Source organism: Corynebacterium mucifaciens (assembly GCF_012396315.1).
In the GTDB taxonomy this organism is placed as follows: Bacteria; Actinomycetota; Actinomycetes; order Mycobacteriales; family Mycobacteriaceae; genus Corynebacterium; species Corynebacterium mucifaciens.
On record NZ_JAAXPF010000004.1, the window covers coordinates 87,155 to 107,070 of the forward strand.

Sequence of the window (19,916 nt, forward strand, 5' to 3'; positions counted from 1 at the left end):
TCACATCACCTCCACGAGGACGAGCACCGCAAGGACGACCGCCATCACGGCCAGTGACGCCAACACAGCGGTGGCGGCCCGGGACGCGCCGCGTTGGTAGCTAGACCACACTCCACCGACGAGAAGCCCCGCCACAAGGCTGAGCACGACCACCAGAACCGGGTTCCCGACTGCGGACACCGCAATGACCTCCTTGTACATCCGACCTTGTACATCCGACGTGATACCGCCGACATTGTAGACCTCAGACAGCACGCGGCCGGCTCAGCCTCATCTTCGAGCGCTATGCTCACTCCATGGGAAAGCACGCTGCGCCCGCCGAAAACACGCACCCGACTGAAGTTGAGCTCGAGCGGGTTGCGTCCCTGCTTGAGAGCCTCGGGTTCGAACCGCTGGTGCGCCCCGACCGCCTCGTCGTGGGCGCGCACGCGTTCATCGCGTCCTTCTGGGTGGACTACAACCGGCCGATGTGCCTGGTATTCGACACCATGGACCGGATTCCCACCGATTTCGAGCACTCCACGGCACTCGCCCGCTTCATCAACACCTGGAACCACGACCGTGTCGGCCCCTGCGCCTCGTACCGCCTCGCGGAGTCCGGAGATGTGCGGGTGAACATGCGTCGCGGAATACATATCAAGCACGGGCTTAGCGACGAGCAGCTGGCCGCCGAACTGATCGACTGCTTCGAGCACGCCGCCGCGTTCTACCTGCAGCTGCGCGAGCGCTTTCTCGACGCGGGCTTAGACCAACCCCTGCCGCCTCAGCTCATGCGACTGCAGGACTCAGACGTGCTGCTGGGGCGCCACCCGTCGCTGCGCCACCTGCCCCGGGACACTGACCCGGATGTCGCCGCCGTCCCCGAGCTGTACAGCGCGGTCGACGACGCGCTCGGCCCCGTGGATGTGCACGACCTCACGGCCGCGCTCGAGCGGCTGGCGTTCAGCTACGGCGTGGACCACGACGGCATTATCGCCACCGGAGTCAACGGTGTCGCGTTCGCGCTGACCATCGACGGTGAGCCCGGGTCTCGCTACGCCCGCGTTACCGGCATGTGGGACACGGGCCGCGACGCGCTGTCCGACTTTTTGCCGCTGTGGCTTGTGTGCAACGACGTCAACGAGCGGACCTGCGCCACCGCGGCGTACCTGCACGAATTCGACGGAGTAGTGCACATGCACGCGGAATCAACCTTCATGGTGGCCGAAGGGGCGACCCCTTCTCAGATTGCCGAGTTCGTCATCTCGGCGATGGCGGCGTGTTTGGCCGCGATCGACCACGTGAGCCAGCAGGTCTCCGGGCAGTCGGTGGTGGACTGGCCTGGCAGTCCCTGAGTTACCCTTCCTGGGAGTACGCGAGGAGGTTTGCGGTCCAACACACCAGCACCGCCGCGAAAGGCCCAGCCGCCCACGCGGCGCCGGGGCGCACGGGAGGGACCAAGGTCACCGAGTCGCCGTTAGCAAGCGCCTCCGGATCCGGCAGCGGATGCGCGAGCGCGACAAACCAATCCCCAAACACGTACAGGGCAAATGCCGCTATCGCGCTCACAACGCCAGCCCACAACAGCCACGCAACTCCCCCAGCAGTCTTGCCTTTGCGGGTTGCCCTGACTGCCGCCGCGGCCACAATAACCCCCGCCAGCGCCGTAAGCAGGGCGAAGGAGCCGTAACCCGCAAACTCCACGTTCACCGGGCTAAGCGCTTGGTCCACCTGCACCCCGGAGCCTTCGACTTGGCCGACGTAGGCCGGCCGCACCAACGCCCATACCGCGCCGCCGAGGATGCCTAAAACACAACCGAGCGCCAGGAGCCCAGCCCCGGCGCCCAGTGCAGACCTGCGCTTTAGTTGCACAGTTTCCAACGACCGTCTTCCTTCTGGAAGATCATGGTCGAGGTTTCCTCGCCCTTTTCGCTGCGGGCGGTCAAGCTCGCAGACGCGCGATTGCCGTCAACACGGACGTCGGAGATGCTGACATCGGTCTCGTACATGTCGAGCCCCTGCCCCTGCTGCTCGGCGAGGCGGCTGGCTTCCTCGACCTGCTGCAGGGTCAGCCCCTGACGCTCCAGTTCCTGCATCATCTGATCAGATACGGCCTTGCAGGAGTTATCCAAAATGGCCGACGCCCAGTTTGCCCAGGAACCTGGGTTGAGAACTGCGCGGGCCGTCGCCTCCATCTGCTTGCGGTCCTCGTCGGAGCCGGCTGTGCCGCTTGGCAGCGGCTGGTTGGTGTTTTGGGGCACCCCGTTTTCAAAAGGATTGGCCAGTGTCGCGGGTTGCCCGCCGTGGCCGGATTGGGCAGCGCCATCCGTGCCAGCACCCTCGGACGCGCCGTCCGTGCCAGCACCCTCGGACGCGTCGTCCTTCGCCGCGCGCTTGGTCGTCGTCTCGGTGGCAGTGGGCTCCTCGGTGTCATCAGCGTTATCAGCACCGTCTGCAGATTCCTCGGTGGATGCGTTTGCCGCAGACGCGGAGGCGGGGGCCTCTGCAGCGGTGGACAGGCCACCGGAGCTGCCCTCGTCGTCAGACCCGCAGGCCGTCAGCGGGGCCACAAGGGCAAGCGCCGCCGCGGTCAGCGCGACGCTTTGTTTCGTTTGCAACTTCACGGTGTACCTGGACCTTTCGTTGTCGGACGCGACCTGTCGTTCGGCGCGGGCTGGCACCTGCGACCACGTGGGAAGGCACGTTAGCGCGCGCCGTCGCAGTAAAAGCCTGGGGCGAATAGTACCAACTGCTGGCTGTCGCGCTCGTCGAATGCGTGTGCAAGATTCCTGAGCACTCCCTGTGAGGACGAGCACAGCCTGGCCACGCCGGCGGCCCGTCTATGTTGAACCTATGCAGTTAACCCCTCAGCGCATCACAGAAGCGGCCTTGCGCATTCTCGCCGAGTACGGGCTTGCGGATGTCTCGATGCGCCGGGTTGCCTCGTCCCTGGGAGTCGCGCCCGGCGCGCTGTACTGGCACATTGCCAGCAAGCAGCAGCTCATCGCGTGCATGGGTGAGGCGATCGTGCAGCAGCTTTTGGACGGGCCGTTGCCCGACCCGGCGCGGCTAAGCGCCGAGTTGCGGGGCGCGGTACTTGGGGTGCGCGACGGTGCCGAGGTGGTGATCGCCGCGATGAGCCAGCCGCACGCCCGTGTGCGGGGAACGATCGAAGCGCGGTTTACGGCCTCGGTGCAGGCGGCGGTGGGCGAAGCGGCGTCGGCAAGCAACGCGCGCATCGTGGGCCAGGCGCTGCTGCACCTGACGCTGGGCAGTGCGGCGGTGCACCAGTCGGCGGCGCAGCTCGCGCAGGCCACCGGACCTGCGGACGCGGGCAGCGCCGACGTTGACGAGGCCGCGGGCGAGGCAGAGCACGCCGCGGCGGTGGGGTTCTTGCTCGACGGGCTAAAGCAAAGCGGGTGAGGGCGCATTAAGCTGTGACCCCATGACTGACACCATCGTGTGGCCCGGGTCCGCGTACCCCCTCGGATCCACTTTTGACGGCGCGGGCACCAACTTCGCGCTCTTTTCCGGCGTTGCAGAGAGCGTGGAGCTGTGCCTGATCGACGACGACGGCGTGGAGACCCGCATCCCGCTGGAGGAAGTGGACAACCACGTCTGGCACGCGTACCTGCCCGGCGTGCAGCCTGGGCAGCGCTACGGCTACCGGGTCCACGGCCCCTGGGACCCGGAGAACGGCAAACGCTGCGACCCCAGCAAGCTGCTGGTGGACCCCTACGCCCGGGCCTTTGACGGGGAGTTCGACCAGCATTCCTCCCTGTTTTCCTACGATGTTGGCGCCGAGGATCCTGGCACGGGCCGCAACGAGGAGGACTCGCTCGGCCACACCATGCTCTCCGTGGTGATCAACCCCTTCTTCGACTGGGGCGACGACCGCGCGCCGAAGATTCCGGAGGAAGAGTCGGTGATCTACGAATGCCACGTCAAGGGCATGACGCAGACGCACCCCGACATCCCGGAGCCGCTGCGCGGGACCTACGCGGGCATGGCGCACCCGGTGATGGTGGATTACCTCAAAGACCTCGGCGTGACCGCGATCGAGCTGCTGCCGGTCCACCAGTTCTTGCAGGATGACCGCCTGCGTGACCTGGGCCTGCGCAACTACTGGGGTTACAACACGTTCGGCTTCTTCGCGCCCGAAAACAGCTACGCCTCCACCTCCACCCCGGGCGACGCCGTCGCGGAGTTCAAGCAAATGGTGCGCGCCTACCACGAGGCGGGCATCGAGGTGATCCTGGACGTGGTGTACAACCACACCGCCGAGGGCAACCACATGGGGCCAACCATCGCCTTCCGTGGCATCGACAACGAGGCGTACTACCGCCTTGTCGACGACGACAAGTTCCACTACATGGACTACACCGGCACCGGAAACTCGTTTAACGTGCGCTACCCGCACTCGCTGCAGTTGATTATGGATTCGCTGCGGTACTGGGTCTCGGAGATGCACGTGGACGGCTTCCGCTTCGACCTCGCGTCCACGCTTGCCCGCGAGTTCTCCGACGTGGACCGTCTGGCCACCTTCTTCGACCTGGTGCAGCAAGACCCGGTGGTCAGCCAGGTGAAGCTCATCGCTGAGCCGTGGGACGTGGGCGAGGGCGGCTACCAGGTGGGCAACTTCCCGGCGCTGTGGAGCGAGTGGAACGGCAAGTACCGCGACACCATGCGCGACTTCTGGCGCGGCGAAGACTCCACCCTCAGCGAGTTCGCCTCCCGCCTCACCGGCTCCTCCGACCTGTATCAGCACAACGGTCGCCGCCCCACCGCGTCCATCAACTTCATCACCGCCCACGACGGATTCACCCTCAACGACCTGGTCAGCTACAACGAGAAGCACAACGAGGCGAACGGCGAGGACAACCGCGACGGCGAGAGCCACAACCGGTCCTGGAACTGCGGCGTGGAGGGCGAAACCGACGACCCGCAGGTGCTTGAGCTACGCTCCCGCCAGCGCCGTAACTACCTGACCACGCTGCTGCTTTCCCAGGGCACCCCGATGCTCGCCCACGGCGACGAGATCGCCCGCACCCAGGGCGGTAACAACAACGTCTATTGCCAGGACAACGAGATCGCCTGGATGGACTGGGGCATGCTGGAAACCGCCAGCGAGCTGCACGATTTCACCCGCAGGTTGATCGCGATGCGGCGCGAGCACCCGGTGTTCCGCCGCCGCCGCTTCCTCGCGGGCGGCGCGCTGGGCGACGGGGAGCACGGCCGCGAAATTGCCTGGCTGACCCCGGAGGCCGGGCAGATGACACAGGACGACTGGAATGCCTCCTTTGGCCGCGCGCTCATGGTCTTCCTCGACGGCGAGACCATTGCCGAGCCGGACGCGCGGGGCCAGCGAGTCGTGGATGATTCCTTCCTGCTCCTGTTCAACGCCCACTACGAAGACATCGACTTCACGGTGCCCGGGGCCGATTTTGGCGACGAGTGGGAGGTTGTCGTGGACACCACGCAGGCACGGGGCGTGCGGGAGGACGCCGCGCCGGTGCCGTCGGGCGGCACCGTCACCGTCGGCCAGCGCTCGACGGTGGTCCTGCGCCGCACCCAGCCACCCGCAGGCGAAGGAAACGTGGAGGCCAACCTGTAATGATCACCGCGCACGGCGCAACACTGACCGTCACCAACAACTCGCTCACCATCACCCCCACCGCGCTCGCCGCGTCCTTGCGCGGCAGCAGTGCCAGCCGCGAGGTGGCCATCGCCGACATCAAACACACATCGGTCACCCCGGGCGACGTGTGGTCGCGCACGCGGGTGGACATCGACGCCGGTGAGAACTCGCTTGCCATCTGGTTTGCTCCCGGCGACGAGGATGGCCCTGCCGAGCTCACAGAGCTTCTCGACGAAGCGAAGCGCGGCGACGCCCCGGCCACAGACACCGTTGCCGGCGGCGCCGGCATTCCGGGGTTTTCCTTCGTCGGGTTCGACGTCGAGACGGCGAACCGTCGCTGGGGCTCAATCTGCCAGATCGGCCTGGTCAAAATCATCGACGGCGAGGAAGTGGACCGCGCGTCGTGGCTGTGTAAGCCCCCGGCCGCGCTGAGCGAGTTTGCAAAGGACAACGTGGCGGTGCACGGCATCACGGCCGACGACGTGGCGGACGCCCCGGACGTGCGCGACTGCATTGCACGCATGGTCGAGTTTGTCGGCGACCTGCCCCTCGTGGCGCACAACGCGCAGTTTGACGTATCCGCGCTGCGCGATGCCTGCCGCGCCTCCGGCGTGGAGACCCCGCAAATGTTATTTGCTTGCACCCTCGCGCAAGCGCGCGCGACCAAGTTGGACGTGGCCAACCACCGTCTACCCGCGCTCGCCGAGCACTTCGGCGTGGAGCTGGCCCACCACCACGACGCGTGCGAGGACGCCGCAGCGTGCGCGGGTGTGATGGTGGGCCTGGCCCGCGCCGCAGGCCACACCGGCAGCGTGATGAGCTTTGTGCACGACTCAGGTTTTACCCTCGGCTCCATCGACGAGACGCGGGTGACGCCCGTGCTGCGGGACCGCTCCGGCGCCGGCCGAGCCATGCAGGCGGAGAAGGCCGCGCACGGCGGCGTCGCCGCGGCGGTTGCAGCGACCGCAGCGCCGCAAGGATCCAACCAGGCGGGGCCGGCGAAGCGCTCGTCGGCAAGCACAAGCTCCGGCTCGAAGCCTGCGCCGTGGCAATCCGTGGCCACGCCCGACACCGTGCCGGAGCCAAACACTGAGGCAGACCCAAACGCGCCGCTCTACGGGGAGCACGTCACGCTGACCGGCGAATTCGAGCCGCATGACAAGGGCGAGCTGTGGGCCAAGATCGCGGAGCAGGGCGCGCAGGTGGGCAAGAACGTGACCAAGAAGACCACGGTGCTGGTGGTCGGCGAGTGGGCCACGATGACCTCGAAGGAGAAGCGGGCGCGCGAGCTGAACGACAAGGGCCAGGACATCCAGATCTGGCCCGCCGACAAGCTGCTCGAGGTGCTGGGGCTGAGCGAGTAGCGGCCGCGGCGGGTTTTCCTCGCCGCAAGGAACCGCGCGGGGGCCGGGCGCGTCTAAGTAGGCATGCACCTGACAGCCACTGCTCCCGCTCGCCTCGACGGGGTGACGTTGCGCCTCGCGCGTCTCGACAGCGCCGGATCCCGCGCCTGCATCCAGGCCGGGTTCGCGGCCTCCACCGCCTACATCAGTCTGTCCCCGGGGCTAGTGTGCATGTTCGACTCGCCCTCCGGCACCGGCCTGACGCACCAGGACATCGGCGCTGCGGGGTGCAGCGCACACCAGCTGTGGAACGCGGCGGCGGCGCAGTTGACCGAGAAGGCGCAGCGCCCGCACGGCGCGGAATTCCTTGTCCGCTGTCCCTCCGTGGCCCTCGGCGGCACCGACCTTCCCCGCGGCTTCGAGGTGGACGGCCACGGGGTCCCGGCAGCGTGGTGGCTCGCCCACCCGCAGCCGTTTTCGTTGCTGCACCGGCACTTCGAGGCGGTGCTGCGGCCCGGCACCGGGCTGGTGTACGCCAGCCGCGACGGGTGCGAGTTGTTCGTCTTCGACACCGATGCATCGGAGCTCTCCGCGCGCCTGCCGGGTGCGGATGTGTGGACGTACTCCGTGGGCTTTCCCCTGCTGCGAGGCGCGGATTCGCATTAGGGTGTGAGGGGTGAAACGCGCGATTACCTCCACGTACCGCCTCCAGCTCCGCGGGCCCCACGCCGACCCTGACGGCCGCGAGTTCGGCTTCGCGCAGGCGGCCGACATCGTGCCGTATTTGGCCAGCCTGGGGGTGTCGCATCTGTACCTCTCCCCCATCTTCGCCTCTGCACCGGAGTCGAACCACAACTACGACGTGATCGACCCCACGGTGGTCAACCCGGAGCTCGGCGGCATTGACGGCCTGCGTCTGCTCGCCCGCACTGCGCACGAGGCGGGCCTCGGCCTGGTGGTGGACATCGTGCCGAACCACCTCGGGGTCGAGGTCCCGCGCCGCAACCCTTGGTGGTGGGACGTGTTGAAGCACGGAAAAGACTCCGACTACGCCCACTTCTTCGACATCGACTGGGCCCAGGACAACGGCGCCGACGGCAAGCTGGGCCTGCCGGTGCTGGGCTCGCCCGACGACGCAGCGGCGATCGCGCTGTCGCGCATCGACGGCGAGGACGTGCTCACCTACTACGACCACGTCTTCCCGCTCGCGCCCGGGAGCTACGCCGGGCTGGACGACGATCCGGTGGCGGTCCACGACCGGCAGCACTACCGGCTTATGTACTGGCGCGACGGCATCATTTCCTACCGCCGCTTCTTCTCCATCAACGGCCTCGCCGGCGTGCGCCAGGAAGACGAAAGCGTCTTCGACGCCACCCACGCCACACTCCGCAAGCTCGTGCGCGAGGGGCTTATCGACGGCGTTCGCGTCGACCACCCAGACGGCCTGACCGACCCGTTCGGCTACCTCACCCGCTTGCGCGAACTCGTCGGGTACGACGCCTGGCTCATCGTGGAGAAGATCCTCGCCGCCGACGAGCCGTTGGACCCGCGGTTGAACATCGACGGCACCACCGGCTACGACGCGCTGCGCGAGTTCGACGGCGTATTTGTCAACCCAGACGCCGCGGGTCCACTCGGCGACACGGCGTACCGCTACAGCGGCGCTCGCTGGGACCAGCCGGCCGTCGAGGTGGCCGAGCGGGCGCTGAAGGCGCGCGTAGCGGAGGAAGAGCTCGCTGCGGAAGTACGCCGGCTGGCGCGCGCGGTGCGCCACGATAACCTCTCCCCCGCGGGCGCCGCGGTCACCGATGCCGATCTCGCCGAGGTGCTGGTGGCGCTTGTTGCCCGCATGCCGGTGTACCGCGCCGACTACCGCTCGCTGTCCCGCGTCACCTCGGCGGTGATCGCAGAGCTGGCCCAGAGCCCGCGCGCATGCAACCGCGCCGCGTTGGACCTCGTTGCCTCCGCGCTGGCAGCGCACGGCGAAGCCGCGCACCGCTTCGCGCAAGTCTGCGGCGCGGTGATGGCCAAAGGTGTGGAAGACACCCTGTTCTACCGCGCCTGCCGTCTGGTGGCTTTGCAGGAAGTCGGCGGCGCACCCGGCCGCTTCGGGGTAAGCACGTCAGAGTTCCACCTCCTGCAGGACGAGCGCGCGCAGCTCTGGCCCCGCGCGATGACCACACTGACTACCCACGACACCAAGCGCAGCGAGGACACCCGTGCCCGCATGCTGGAGATCGCAGAGCTGCCGGGAGAGTTCGACCAGCTGGTCGAGGAGGTTTTTGCGCTCACGCCGCCGCCTGACACCGCAACCGGGCTGTTTCTCCTACACAACCTCCTGGGTGCGTGGCCGCGCGACGGCCGGGTGACCGAGGATTTCACCCAGCGTTTGCAGGCCTATGCGGTCAAGGCCGTGCGCGAGGCCGACATGCTGTCTAGCTGGTACGACAGCGACCACGCCTACGAGGCCCAGATGACCGAATGGATCGCGCACCTGACCCACGGGCCCGCGACGCGGATGCTCGCCGATTTTGCCCTGAAGCTGCATTCGGGCGGCGTGGCGGTCTCGTTGGGGCGCAAACTCCTTCAGCTCGTCAGCCCCGGCATCCCAGACACCTACCAGGGCACGGAGTTTTTCGATTTCTCCTTGGTGGACCCGGACAACCGGCGATTCGTGGACTACGCGGCGCGAAGCGCTGCCGCCGGCTCGCCGGAGGACGTTGCCAAGCAACGAGTGGTGCGCGAGGCGTTGGCGCTGCGGCGCGAGCGTCCGCAACTGTTTCTCGGCGGCGGGTACGCCGGGGTGTTCGCCGAGGGCGACGCGAGCCAGCATGTCGTCGGCATGGCCCGCACGGGCGACGGCGAAGCCCAGGTGATCGCTTTGGCCACCCGCGAGCCCCTCGCGCTTGAGCGGGACGGCGGGTGGCGCGGCACTGCTGTCACGTTGCCCGACGGGATCTGGACCGACAGCTTCAGCGGGCGAACATATTCCGGCCGCGTGCCCATGGCAGAACTGTGTGCCGAGCTGCCCGTCGCGCTGCTGAGCAGGTAAGCTAGCCCGCCGTTATGAGCACTGAAAAACAGCGCGTCAAGGCGGCAACACCCCGGAACAAGGCGGTGGACGACACCATCGCCCGCCTCGGGTCAACGTATTTCGCCTGGGTGCGCGAACATGAGGACGCCGCGACGACCTTCCGCCACGCGCTGCACGAGCTCATGCGCGACGCCGGCGTGAACTTCGACCGCGTGGATGCACGCGTGAAGTCGTGGACCTCGTTGAAGGAAAAAGCGCGCAAGACCCGCGCAGACGGTGAGCTGATCTACCCGGACCCCTGGAACGACATCAAGGACATTGTCGGCGCGCGCATCACGGTTCTGCACTCGACCGAGATCCCCGCCGTGCAGCGGCTGCTGGCGGACCAGTTCGAGGTGTTGCGCAGCGTGGACAAGGCCGAGGAGACGCGCGTGGCGGGCGGCTTCGGCTACGGCTCGCACCACTTGGTCGTGCGCGTGGAACACCAGTCCGAGGGACTGGAAGACTACGTGGGGCAGGTCTTCGAGGTGCAAATCCGCACCGTGCTGCAGCACGCCTGGGCGGAGTTCGAGCACGACATTCGCTACAAGCGCGCCGCCGAGAAGCTGGACCCGCAAGTCGACCGCGCGTTTACCCTGGCGGCTGGCCTGATCGAGCTCGCGGACCAGCAATTCGACCAGATCGCCGCCGTGGCCGACCCGCAGGAGAAGGTCAACACCGACGTTGACGCGGAGATCTCCCCGGAGACACTGCCCGGCATCCTCACGGTGCTCTTAGGCAACCAGTTCCCCCTCTCACGCGCCGGGGACTACCGGTTCTGCACCGAGCTGTTGCGAGCCCACGGCATAGAGCATGTCTCTGAGGTCGCGGAACTGATTAACCCGGCAGACATTGAGGCGCTGTCGAACTCCCTGTCGTACCCGTTCGTGCCGGGGCAGGTGCGCGTGGTGGACGATCTTCTGCTCAACCGTTACGGCACCGAGCACATTGAACGCACGTGGGATGCCGGCAACCGCCCGCAGGTGCGCCGCAAGCGCCTGACTACCCGTCTAGCGTTGCTGCGCGGCGAGTAGCTACTTCCGCCGACCTAGCAAGCGGTCGGTCTCGCGGCGCTCTTTCTTGGTCGGTCGGCCCGTGCCGCGGTCGCGCACCGGCGGCGCGGCAAACAGCTCGCGCGGCGGGGGCGGCGGCGAGTGGTCGATGTAGCAGGACCGGGCTATCGGGGCTCCGACTCGCTTACTCACGGTGGCCGCCACTTCGAGGATGAGCTCGCGGTGGTCCTTCCACACGCGCACGGTCTCTCCCGGCACCACCTGTGCAGCAGGTTTGACGGCCTTGCCGTCAATTTTGACGTGCCCGGCGCGCACCGCCTCAGCGGCTTGGCTGCGGGTTTTGAAGATGCGGACGGCCCACAGCCAGACGTCGATGCGCACGGCCGACACAGTTGGCTGGGTCAAACTAGACCTCATCCTTGTGGTTCACAATGCGCTGGACCTTGTTCCAGTTGGAGAACCCGCCCGCAACGGCGACAATCAGGCCGAGTGCGAAGATGGTCCAGGAACCGAAGATCAACCCGAACGCGATGCCGCCGGCGACGCCGCCGCCGGCCCACATGACGGCGTTGCGGGAGTACTGGCGCACAGCGGCTTTCCGCTGAGCAATCGGGTCGTTGGGGCGCGGCTGCATGGTCATGGGGCTTAAGTGTAGCGCCTTATCCGCCCCGCTCGACCCAGCGGTGGCCTGCATCTTTCATCTCGGCGCCGCCGTGGGTGACCGCGGCGAGCAGCGTGGTGATTCGGTCGCGCTCCCCGGGGGCGTAGGCGAGGGTGTACTCGGCGGCGCGGCCGTAGGACACGTCCACGATGTCGACGCCGGCTGCGCGGAGCTCGGACTCGATGCGCCCGGCCTCCGCGTGCGGGAACTCGACGGTGCCTAACTCCCGGATTTCCCGGGTCACGGGTGTCACGCGCTTCAGCGTCTCGGTGACGGACTCGGTGTAGGCGCTGACCAGCCCGCCGGTTCCGAGCTTGATGCCGCCGAAGTAGCGGATGACCACAGCTACGACGTCGCGCAGTCCGGAGCCCTTGAGCACCTCGAGCATCGGCTTGCCGGCGGTGCCGGACGGCTCCCCGTCGTCAGAGGAGCGCTCGATCGGCTGAGCCCCCTCCTGGTGCACGATGAAGGCGGAGCAGTGGTGGCGCGCGTCGGGGTAGCGCTCCCTGGCTGCCTGGATGACGTCGCGCGCCTGCTGCTCGGTTTCGGCGCGCGCAACCCAGCCGATGAACCGGGAGCGTTTGACCTCGAACTCGGAGGTGGCAAGCTCCGCCGCAGGGCGGGTGTAGGACTGCTCCACTGCCCTAGCCCGCCACGATGAAGTCGTACTCCGGGGTGCCCGGCTCCAACCGGCGGCAGCCGATGGGGGAAGCGTCCATGCGTTCCAGCAACGGCCCGAGATCTTCCGCGTGCTCGAGCTCAATGCCGACGAGCGCCGCCCCTGTCTCGCGGTTGTTTTTCTTCAGGTATTCGAAGAGCACGATGTCTTCTTCCTCCCCGAGCACGTCGTTGAGGAAGTGGCGCAGCTGGCCGGCCTCTTGCGGGAAGTTGACCAGGAAGTAGTGGCGCAGGCCCCGGTGCACCAGTGAACGCTCCATGACCTCGGCGTAGCGCAGCACGTCGTTGTTGCCGCCGGAGATGATGCACACCACCGTCGAGCCCGGGGCCACATCCGCCAGCCCCAGGCCAGCCACGGACAGCGCGCCAGCGGGCTCGGCGATAATCCCCTCGTTCTGGTACAGCCCGAGCATTTCCGTGCACACCGCGCCCTCGTCCGCCGCGTACAGCGCGATCGAGTCCTCGTGCTGGTTGACGATGTGCCAGGGGATGTCGCCGATGCGCTTGACCGCCGCGCCGTCCACGAATGGGTCGATGGATTCCAAGGTCACCGGCTCCCCCGCCGCGCGTGCTGCGCCTAGCGACGCCGCACCTTTCGGCTCAACCCCCACTACCTTTGTCGCCGGGGACAGATCCGCCAGGTAGGACACCACGCCGGAGATGAGCCCGCCGCCGCCCACCGGGACGAGCACCGTATCCAGCTCGTTGCCCATGCTGGCCAGCTGGGCAACGATTTCCGCGGCGACGGTGCCCTGGCCGATCACCGTGTCGCGGGAATCGAACGGCTCGATCACCGTCGCGCCGCGTTCGGCGGCGTCCTCGCGAGCGGCCTGCGCCGCCTCGTCGAACGTATTGCCCGTCACCACCAGCTCAATGGCGTCACCGCCGTGCACACGGATGCGGTCGCGCTTCTGCTTCGGAGTGGGCTTGGGCACGAAGATCTTGCCCTGAATCCCCATGGCGCGGCAGGCGTACGCGACACCTTGGGCGTGATTGCCGGCGGAGGCCGCGACGACACCGGCTGCCCGCTCGTCCTCATTGAGCCGGGAGATGCCGTAGTAGGCGCCGCGGATCTTGTACGAGCGCACGTCCTGCAGGTCCTCGCGCTTCAGGTAGACCTCCACGCCGTACAGCTCAGACAAACGCGGGCAGTATTGCAGCGGGGTAGGCGAAATCACCGACGAGATTCGCCCTTGCGCGAACCGGATATCGGCTGCGTGGACGGCGTCGAAGGTGGCGTCGGACTGATCTGTAGTGCCTGTGCGCATGGTTAGGGAGTTTACGCCTGCCACCGTCGTTCACTTCCACGCCACCTGACCGAAACTTTCTGCCCACTTTCAGCCGGTACACATGAGCACGTATCGCTCCGTCCAGCGCAAATGAAAGGTCTGCCAATGTCAACGCCCTCCATTTCTCGCACCGGCCTCGCTGCGGCCTGCGCCACCGCACTCACGCTCGGCCTGACGCAACACACCGGGGCAGCCGTCGTCGGCGAGCCTGTAAAACAGATCGCTGACGGCGCTACGGCCGATATCTCGGTGCTCGGTTCGTACGGCGCTGGCGCGTTCGACAAATCTGCGGCGGAGATCGTCGCGTTCCACGCGGACTCCAGGCGCATCCTCACAGTCAATGCGCTCAGCGGAAAGATCGACGTCTTGGACGCCTCCGACCCAGCTACACCCACAAAGGTCGGCGAGGTCTCCGGCGGCGAGAACACCACCATCAATTCTGTCGCGGTGCGACGCGACGGCCTGGCGGTGGCCACCGTCGAGCCGGAGAATAAGACGGACAACGGCGAGCTGATCTTCTTCGATGCCAGCGCGGACGAGCTCGGTGCCGTCCTCGGCCGAGTTGCCGTGGGTGCGCTTCCCGACATGGTCACCATCACCCCGGACGGCGCATACGCCCTGGTGGCGAACGAGGGCGAGCCCGCCGAGGACTACTCCTACGATCCGGAGGGCAGCGTCGCCGTCATCAAGCTGCCTTCTGATGTTGCCGCTGCGCCCCAGGACGCCGTGCAAACCGCGGACTTCAACGCTTTCGAAGGCACTCTCGCGGAAAAGGGCGTGCACGTCTTCGGTCAGGTCGGCGACTCCAAGACCAAGGCGCAAAACCTTGAGCCGGAGTACATCGCCGTGTCCGGCGGGAAAGCCTACGTCACGCTCCAGGAAAACAACGCCATCGCGGTGGTTGACATCGCCACCGCAACCGTTGAGGACGTCTGGCCGCTTGGCTACACCGATCGCCGGGAGGTGCCGATGGACTACTCAGGCAAGGACGAAAAGATCGACATCCGCAAAGCGCCGGTGAAAGGCATCCTGCAGCCGGACTCCATCGCAGCGTACGAGGTCAACGGCACCACCTACCTAGTACTTGCCAATGAGGGCGACGCCCGCGATTGGGAGGCCTACTCGGAGGAAGTGCGCATCAGCAAGCTCGGCAGCAAGAAGCTTCCTCCGCTTTGCGACGGCTACGCCGGGATGAGCGCCGAGCAAATCCAGGAGTTCCAGAAGGACGAGAACGCGGGTCGGTTGAAGATCACGACCGCGTTCGGATTGAACGAGGACGGCACCTGCTACGAAGACCTGTACACCTTCGGCGGCCGCAGCTTCTCCATCTTCACCACGGACGGAAAGCGTGTGTTCGACTCGGGGGTTCAGTTCGAAGAGATTACCGCCGAGCTGCTGCCGGAGCATTTCAACGCCAGCCACACAGACAACGAGCTTGATTCCCGCTCCGACGACAAGGGCCCGGAGCCGGAGGGCGTGACCGTCGGCGAGATCAACGGCCGCACCCACGCGTTCATTGGGTTTGAACGTCTCGGCGGCGTAATGGTCTACGACATCACAGACCCGGAACACCCGACGTACCAGGCCTACATCAACAACCGCGACTTCTCCGTGAACATGGAAGAGCTGGCGGAAGACGGTGACGATGCGGTGCAGGAGGGCCTGCGCAAGGTCGGTGACCTCGGTGCGGAGGGGTTGGCGTTCGTGCCGGCAAAAGACTCCCCGAACGGCCACAACCTGCTGCTCGTTGGCAACGAGGTCTCGGGCACCACCACCGTGTTCCAGGTGGACTCCCTCATCGAGCAACCGGACGAGACCGCCCCCTCGCCGTCGACGAGCAGCCTCTCCAAGGGCGGTGTGATTGCAATTGCGCTCGCCGCGTTAGCCATCGTCGTCGGCGCACTTGGCGCGTTGGGCAATGTGATCGCGACCGTGATGACGAAGTAGAACGCAGACGGCGTTGATAATTCGCCGTTTGCGCTGCGCGGCTGCCACAGCACTGTTACGTTCATCAACGTGCCACGCATGACACAGCCCACGCAGCGAGATTGTTCAGCTGCGTACAAGGAGACACGGAAGATACCTAACCCACGGCCGCTGCCCTAGCAACGGCGCGTTCGAACACAGTGTGCTTCCGAGCCCCCTGCTCACCACATCTCTTCTGATCAAGGAAAGGCAACTATGAAGTCCCGCATCTTCGCCGCGTCTTTCGCGGCCGCAGCCATTACCGCCGGCTCCCTCGCGGGGGCCGCAGCCGCCGACTCCACGGCTGAGTCCACCACGGTTGAGACAACCACTGCCACGACCGAGGCGCCGAGCACCGGAAGCCAGGCTGGGTCGTCCACTCCTGAGAACACGACCGCCACTCCGACAACCTCCTCGACCCCCGAGCCAGAGGAGCCGGAATACACTCCTCCGAAGTGGATGCAGCCGTCCTCCTACGAGGAGGACGCTCTTGAAGCCATCGCGAAGATTTCCGTCTGGGTCACCGCTATTAGCACTGTCGTGGGCGCGCTGGTGGTGCTCATTGGTGCCGTCCCTGGTCTGCAGCAGGCCCTCAAACGGGCCACCAAGGCTTTCCTGTAAAGCCCGCCCCATAACGACGCCGCGCGGCGTCAGTCCGCACGCCGCGCGCCCGCTGTTAACCCAAGATGCCGGCCCCCAGCGTCGCTTTGAGGTCCCCCATCAAGCTCGCCGACCTCGCGACGCGGAGGTGGTCCCCTAAGACCATCAGCTGGCTATGTTCCCCGTTGACTAGGTTCAAGTACACATCCGAGTCGCCCGGGTTATTGACAAGCACCTGCTTGAGCTTGGCAATGGTGTCGACGGTGCACTGGTCCGTGCGCATGGTCAGCCGCAGCGGCAATCCAGCTCCGTTACCGGGGCCGAGTTCAGGCACCTTTACGTCGTCGCCGAAGAGGCTCATCCGATCGTCTCGGATGGACACGTGCGCTTTCACCAAAATGATGTTGTCTTCAACAATTTGCGGCGCAACGAGCGCGTACACCTTGTTGAACAGGAGCACATCCACCTGAGCCCCATGGTGGTCCTCGATAGTCACGATGGCCCACGGCGAGCCGTCTTTCTTAGAGAATCGGCGGTCCACCGACGAAATCAAGCCACCGATAGTCACCTCGGCGCCGTTGCGCAATTCCCCGGAGAGGATGGTGGTCAGCTGGGTGTCGGTCTGCGCGTCAATCGCCTCTTCGAAGCCGTCGAGCGGGTGGCCCGAGACGTACAAGCCGAGCATTTCGCGCTCCAGCGCGAGTTTGTGCTTCCGGTCCCATTCGTCGTCCGGCACCTCTATCGCAAAGGCCGCGTTTTCTGCCCCGCCGTCGCCGCCCAAGCCTGCGAAGAGGTCGAACTGGCCCTTGTCTGCGGCTTTCTTGGTGGACAACACCGAGTCCACTGCGTCCTCTTGGATGAGCATGAGGCCCTTGCGGGGGTGCTCGAGGGAATCGAATGCTCCTGCCTTGATCAGCGATTCCGTGATGCGCTTATTGCAAGCCAGCAGCTCGATCTTGTCCAGGTAGTCGGAAAAACTGGTGAAGTTCCCCTTTTCTTTCCTGGTTTTCTTGATGGACTCCACCACCTCGGCGCCGACGTTGCGCACGGCGGCGAGGCCGTAACGGATGTCGTCGCCGACAGCGATGAAGTTCTCTTCGGACTGGTTGATGTCCGGCTGCAGCACGCTGATACCTAAATGGCGGCAATCGGACAGGTAGATGGCCGACTTGTCCTTCTTGTCGCCCACAGAGGTCAGCAGCGCGGCCATGTACTCGGCGGTGTAGTTCGCCTTCATGTAGGCGGTCCAGTAGGACACGAGCGCGTATCCCGCGGCGTGGGACTTGTTGAACGCGTAGGACGCGAACGGCTCGATCGTGCCCCAAAGTGCGTCCACCGCCTCCTTGGAGTAGCCGTTTGCGAACATGCCCGCGGAGAACGTTTCGTACTCCTTGGCCAAGACTTCGGGCTTCTTCTTACCCATGGCCTTGCGGAAGCCGTCCGCTTGGCCGGCCGTATAGTTGGCCACCTTTTGCGAGATGTTCATGATCTGCTCTTGGTAGACGATCAAGCCGTACGTCTCGTCCAGGATGTCCTTGAGCGGCTCTTCCAGCTCCGGGTGGATCGGTGTAATCGGCTTGCGCCCGTTCTTGCGGTCCGCGTAGTCCCAGTGGGCGTTGACACCCATCGGGCCGGGGCGGTACAGGGCCAGAGACGCCACGATGTCGTTGAAGCCCGTCGGCTTCATGCGCTTGAGCAGTTCCTGCATGCCACCAGAGTCGAGCTGGAACACGCCCAGGGTGTCGCCGTGCGACAGAAGCTCATACACGGCTTGGTTGTCGGTGTCGAGCGCCTCGAGGTCGATGGTCTCGCCGCGGTTTTTCTGCACGTTTTCCAACGCGTCGCCGAGCACGGTGAGGTTGCGAAGGCCCAGGAAGTCCATCTTCAACAGACCGATGGCCTCGCACGCCGGGTAATCCCAGCCGGTGATGATCGCGCCGTCGGCTGGGCGCTTCCACATCGGGATGTGCTCCATCAGCGGCACCGACGCCATGATCACGGCACATGCGTGCACGCCTGCTTGCCTGACCACGCCTTCCAGCCCGCGCGCCGTCTCGTAGATCTTCGCCACGTCGGGGTCGGTCTCAATGAGCGAGCGCACCTCCGCGGCCTCCGCGTACCGGTCGTGGTCAGGGTCGGTGATGCCCGACAGCGGAATGTCCTTGGCCATGATCGCCGGGGGCAGCGCGCCGTTAATGCGGTCCGCCATCTGGAAACCGGGCTGACCGAAGTTCACCTTCGCCGAGTCCTTGATGGCCTGTTTCGTCTTCACCGTGCCAAACGTGATCACCTGGGCGATCTTGTCCTCGCCCCAACGCTCAGCGGCGTAGGTGATCATCTCGCCGCGGCGGCGGTCGTCAAAGTCGATATCGATATCCGGCGCGGACGGGCGCTCGGGGTTGAGGAATCGCTCGAACAGCAGCCCGTGCTCCATCGGGTCGATGTTGGTGATGGTCAGCGCGTACGCGACCAGAGAGCCGGCGGCCGAGCCACGGCCGGGCCCCACACGAATGCCGACCTCGCGGGCGTGCTTGATCAGCTCGGCGACGATGAGGAAGTAGGACGGGTAGCCCTTCATGTCGATGACGTCGATTTCGTAACTTGCGCGGTTGAGGTACTCCTCGGGCACCTCTCCCCCGTCGAAGCGGTCCTTCAGCCCGCGCAGCACTTCCTCCCGCAACCACGTTGTCGGGGTGTGGCCCTCCGGCACGTCGGCGATGGGCATCCGGTCGTGCGGGTGCTCCTCCCACAGCTCGCCGTAATCGCCCACGCGCTCCGCGATCCACAGCGTGTTGTCGCAGCCGTCAGGCACGGTGGAATCCCACAATTCGCGCATCTGCTCGGCGGACTTGATGTAGTAACCCGTGCCGTCGAACTTAAACCTGTCCGGATCCAGCAGCGTCTTACCGGTCTGCACACACAGCATCGCCTCGTGCGCCGGGGCCTGGGACTCCAAGACGTAGTGACAGTCGTTAGTAACCAGCGGAGGCAGGTCCAGCGCTTCGCCGATGCGAAGCAGGTCCTCGCGCACACGCCGCTCGATGTGCAGCCCGTGATCCATCAACTCGAGGAAGTAATTGTCTTTGCCGTAAATGTCCTGCCACATCGCCGCGGCCTCCAACGCCGCGTCGTACTGACCCAGACGCAGGCGCGTCTGCACGTCACCCGAGGGGCAGCCCGTGGTGGCGATGATCCCGTCGGCGTGCTCAGCGATCAGCTCCGCGTCCATACGCGGCCACTTGCCGAGCTGGCCCTCGTACGAGGCCAGGGAGGACAGCTTGAACAGGTTGCGCAGACCGGTGGCATTTTCCGCCAGCATGGTCTGGTGCAGATACGCGCCCGAGGCGGAGACGTCGTCCGGCTTCTGGTCCGGCGTGCCCCACAGCACGCGTTTCTTGTTGAACCGGGATTCCGGCGCCATGTACGCCTCGATCCCGATGATCGGCTTCACGCCCGCGTCAACCATGCGGCGATAAAACGCGTTGGAGCCGAACATGTTGCCGTGGTCGGTCATGCCAACCGCGGGCATGCCCTGGCGGGAGACTTCCTCGGCCAGAAGATCCACCTTGGCCATGCCGTCCAACATGGAAAATTCTGTGTGGTTATGCAGGTGCACAAAGGAGGATTTTTTGGCCATGCGGGTCATCTTAGACGGCACGCCGACACCGGCGAATCCC

General features: G+C 65.9%; 17 protein-coding genes. 9 read left to right on the forward strand and 8 right to left on the reverse strand.

Features of this window, described 5'->3' with window-relative positions; translation table 11 throughout:
* Complete coding sequence (locus HF989_RS05000; protein WP_144242438.1) at positions 1 to 180, reverse strand: hypothetical protein; 180 nt, start codon at positions 178 to 180, stop codon at positions 1 to 3.
* Positions 181 to 296: 116 nt separating this feature from the next.
* Here HF989_RS05000 and HF989_RS05005 point away from each other — a divergent pair, with 116 nt between their 5' ends.
* A complete protein-coding gene (locus HF989_RS05005) occupies positions 297 to 1,334 on the forward strand; it encodes a YbjN domain-containing protein (RefSeq protein WP_168684451.1) in 1,038 nt (345 codons plus the stop codon).
* Position 1,335: 1 nt separating this feature from the next.
* Here the strand turns inward: HF989_RS05005 and HF989_RS05010 are convergent, their stop codons facing one another.
* Both HF989_RS05010 and HF989_RS05015 read right to left on the reverse strand, forming a co-directional pair.
* Positions 1,336 to 1,860, reverse strand: a complete 525-nt coding sequence (locus HF989_RS05010) for a hypothetical protein (RefSeq protein WP_168684453.1) — start codon at positions 1,858 to 1,860, stop codon at positions 1,336 to 1,338.
* On the reverse strand, positions 1,842 to 2,603 hold the full coding sequence (locus tag HF989_RS05015) for a hypothetical protein (RefSeq protein WP_168684455.1): 762 nt from the start codon (positions 2,601 to 2,603) through the stop codon (positions 1,842 to 1,844). Before HF989_RS05015 ends, HF989_RS05010 begins: the two co-directional genes overlap by 19 nt.
* Positions 2,604 to 2,832: 229 nt before the next feature.
* On the opposite strand from HF989_RS05015, the gene HF989_RS05020 reads away from it, so the two are divergent.
* The 6 genes from HF989_RS05020 (at position 2,833) to HF989_RS05045 (ending at position 11,067) form a co-directional block, all read left to right on the forward strand.
* Positions 2,833 to 3,402, forward strand: a complete 570-nt coding sequence (locus HF989_RS05020; protein ID WP_168684457.1) for a TetR family transcriptional regulator — start codon at positions 2,833 to 2,835, stop codon at positions 3,400 to 3,402.
* A 22-nt stretch (positions 3,403 to 3,424) separates the two neighbouring features.
* A complete protein-coding gene (glgX, locus tag HF989_RS05025) occupies positions 3,425 to 5,593 on the forward strand; it encodes a glycogen debranching protein GlgX (RefSeq protein WP_168684459.1) in 2,169 nt (722 codons plus the stop codon).
* Positions 5,593 to 6,981 carry an exonuclease domain-containing protein gene (locus HF989_RS05030; RefSeq protein WP_168684461.1) on the forward strand — a complete coding sequence of 463 codons (1,389 nt, stop codon included), beginning with the start codon at positions 5,593 to 5,595 and terminating at the stop codon, positions 6,979 to 6,981. The genes glgX and HF989_RS05030 overlap by 1 nt, the downstream gene beginning before the upstream one ends.
* Before the next feature lie 63 nt (positions 6,982 to 7,044).
* Positions 7,045 to 7,626, forward strand: coding sequence for a hypothetical protein (locus tag HF989_RS05035; protein ID WP_168684463.1), 582 nt, complete (start codon positions 7,045 to 7,047; stop codon positions 7,624 to 7,626).
* Between the two features lie 10 nt (positions 7,627 to 7,636).
* Positions 7,637 to 10,012 carry a malto-oligosyltrehalose synthase gene (gene treY, locus HF989_RS05040; protein WP_168684465.1) on the forward strand — a complete coding sequence of 792 codons (2,376 nt, stop codon included), beginning with the start codon at positions 7,637 to 7,639 and terminating at the stop codon, positions 10,010 to 10,012.
* Positions 10,013 to 10,026: 14 nt separating this feature from the next.
* The gene (locus HF989_RS05045; protein ID WP_168684467.1) at positions 10,027 to 11,067 is read left to right on the forward strand and encodes a GTP pyrophosphokinase; all 1,041 of its coding nucleotides are present in this window, start codon (positions 10,027 to 10,029) and stop codon (positions 11,065 to 11,067) included.
* Here the strand turns inward: HF989_RS05045 and HF989_RS05050 are convergent, their stop codons facing one another.
* The 4 genes from HF989_RS05050 to ilvA are packed head-to-tail and all read right to left on the reverse strand — an operon-like array spanning position 11,068 to position 13,653.
* Positions 11,068 to 11,463, reverse strand: coding sequence for an RNA-binding S4 domain-containing protein (locus tag HF989_RS05050; RefSeq protein WP_168684469.1), 396 nt, complete (start codon positions 11,461 to 11,463; stop codon positions 11,068 to 11,070).
* Positions 11,453 to 11,686: a hypothetical protein gene (locus tag HF989_RS05055; protein ID WP_168684471.1), complete on the reverse strand. Its 234-nt coding sequence runs from the start codon at positions 11,684 to 11,686 to the stop codon at positions 11,453 to 11,455. Before HF989_RS05055 ends, HF989_RS05050 begins: the two co-directional genes overlap by 11 nt.
* A gap of 19 nt (positions 11,687 to 11,705) precedes the next feature.
* The gene (locus tag HF989_RS05060) at positions 11,706 to 12,347 is read right to left on the reverse strand and encodes a YigZ family protein (protein WP_168684472.1); all 642 of its coding nucleotides are present in this window, start codon (positions 12,345 to 12,347) and stop codon (positions 11,706 to 11,708) included.
* Positions 12,348 to 12,351: 4 nt separating this feature from the next.
* On the reverse strand, positions 12,352 to 13,653 hold the full coding sequence (ilvA, locus tag HF989_RS05065; RefSeq protein WP_168684474.1) for a threonine ammonia-lyase IlvA: 1,302 nt from the start codon (positions 13,651 to 13,653) through the stop codon (positions 12,352 to 12,354).
* 126 nt (positions 13,654 to 13,779) lie between these two features.
* Between ilvA and HF989_RS05070 the strand changes: the two genes are divergently transcribed.
* Both HF989_RS05070 and HF989_RS05075 read left to right on the forward strand, forming a co-directional pair.
* Positions 13,780 to 15,621, forward strand: coding sequence for a choice-of-anchor I family protein (locus HF989_RS05070; protein WP_168684476.1), 1,842 nt, complete (start codon positions 13,780 to 13,782; stop codon positions 15,619 to 15,621).
* A gap of 234 nt (positions 15,622 to 15,855) precedes the next feature.
* The gene (locus HF989_RS05075) at positions 15,856 to 16,260 is read left to right on the forward strand and encodes a hypothetical protein (RefSeq protein ID WP_168684478.1); all 405 of its coding nucleotides are present in this window, start codon (positions 15,856 to 15,858) and stop codon (positions 16,258 to 16,260) included.
* Positions 16,261 to 16,315: 55 nt separating this feature from the next.
* On the opposite strand, the gene dnaE is transcribed toward HF989_RS05075, so the two are convergent.
* Entirely contained in the window at positions 16,316 to 19,876 is a 3,561-nt protein-coding gene (gene dnaE, locus HF989_RS05080) for a DNA polymerase III subunit alpha (protein ID WP_168684480.1), read from the reverse strand.
* Between the last annotated feature and the right edge of the window lie 40 nt (positions 19,877 to 19,916).

What these genes read in the sequence shown, in the direction of transcription:
- glgX (WP_168684459.1), top strand. Translation starts at nt 3,425, where the DNA reads ATGACTGACACCATCGTGTGGCCCGGGTCCGCGTACCCCCTCGGATCC.
- ilvA (WP_168684474.1), bottom strand. Translation starts at nt 13,653, where the DNA reads ATGCGCACAGGCACTACAGATCAGTCCGACGCCACCTTCGACGCCGTC.
- dnaE (WP_168684480.1), bottom strand. Translation starts at nt 19,876, where the DNA reads ATGGCCAAAAAATCCTCCTTTGTGCACCTGCATAACCACACAGAATTT.
- HF989_RS05075 (WP_168684478.1), top strand. Translation starts at nt 15,856, where the DNA reads ATGAAGTCCCGCATCTTCGCCGCGTCTTTCGCGGCCGCAGCCATTACC.
- HF989_RS05045 (WP_168684467.1), top strand. Translation starts at nt 10,027, where the DNA reads ATGAGCACTGAAAAACAGCGCGTCAAGGCGGCAACACCCCGGAACAAG.
- HF989_RS05055 (WP_168684471.1), bottom strand. Translation starts at nt 11,686, where the DNA reads ATGACCATGCAGCCGCGCCCCAACGACCCGATTGCTCAGCGGAAAGCC.
- HF989_RS05050 (WP_168684469.1), bottom strand. Translation starts at nt 11,463, where the DNA reads ATGAGGTCTAGTTTGACCCAGCCAACTGTGTCGGCCGTGCGCATCGAC.
- HF989_RS05035 (WP_168684463.1), top strand. Translation starts at nt 7,045, where the DNA reads ATGCACCTGACAGCCACTGCTCCCGCTCGCCTCGACGGGGTGACGTTG.
- HF989_RS05005 (WP_168684451.1), top strand. Translation starts at nt 297, where the DNA reads ATGGGAAAGCACGCTGCGCCCGCCGAAAACACGCACCCGACTGAAGTT.
- HF989_RS05020 (WP_168684457.1), top strand. Translation starts at nt 2,833, where the DNA reads ATGCAGTTAACCCCTCAGCGCATCACAGAAGCGGCCTTGCGCATTCTC.
- HF989_RS05070 (WP_168684476.1), top strand. Translation starts at nt 13,780, where the DNA reads ATGTCAACGCCCTCCATTTCTCGCACCGGCCTCGCTGCGGCCTGCGCC.
- HF989_RS05030 (WP_168684461.1), top strand. Translation starts at nt 5,593, where the DNA reads ATGATCACCGCGCACGGCGCAACACTGACCGTCACCAACAACTCGCTC.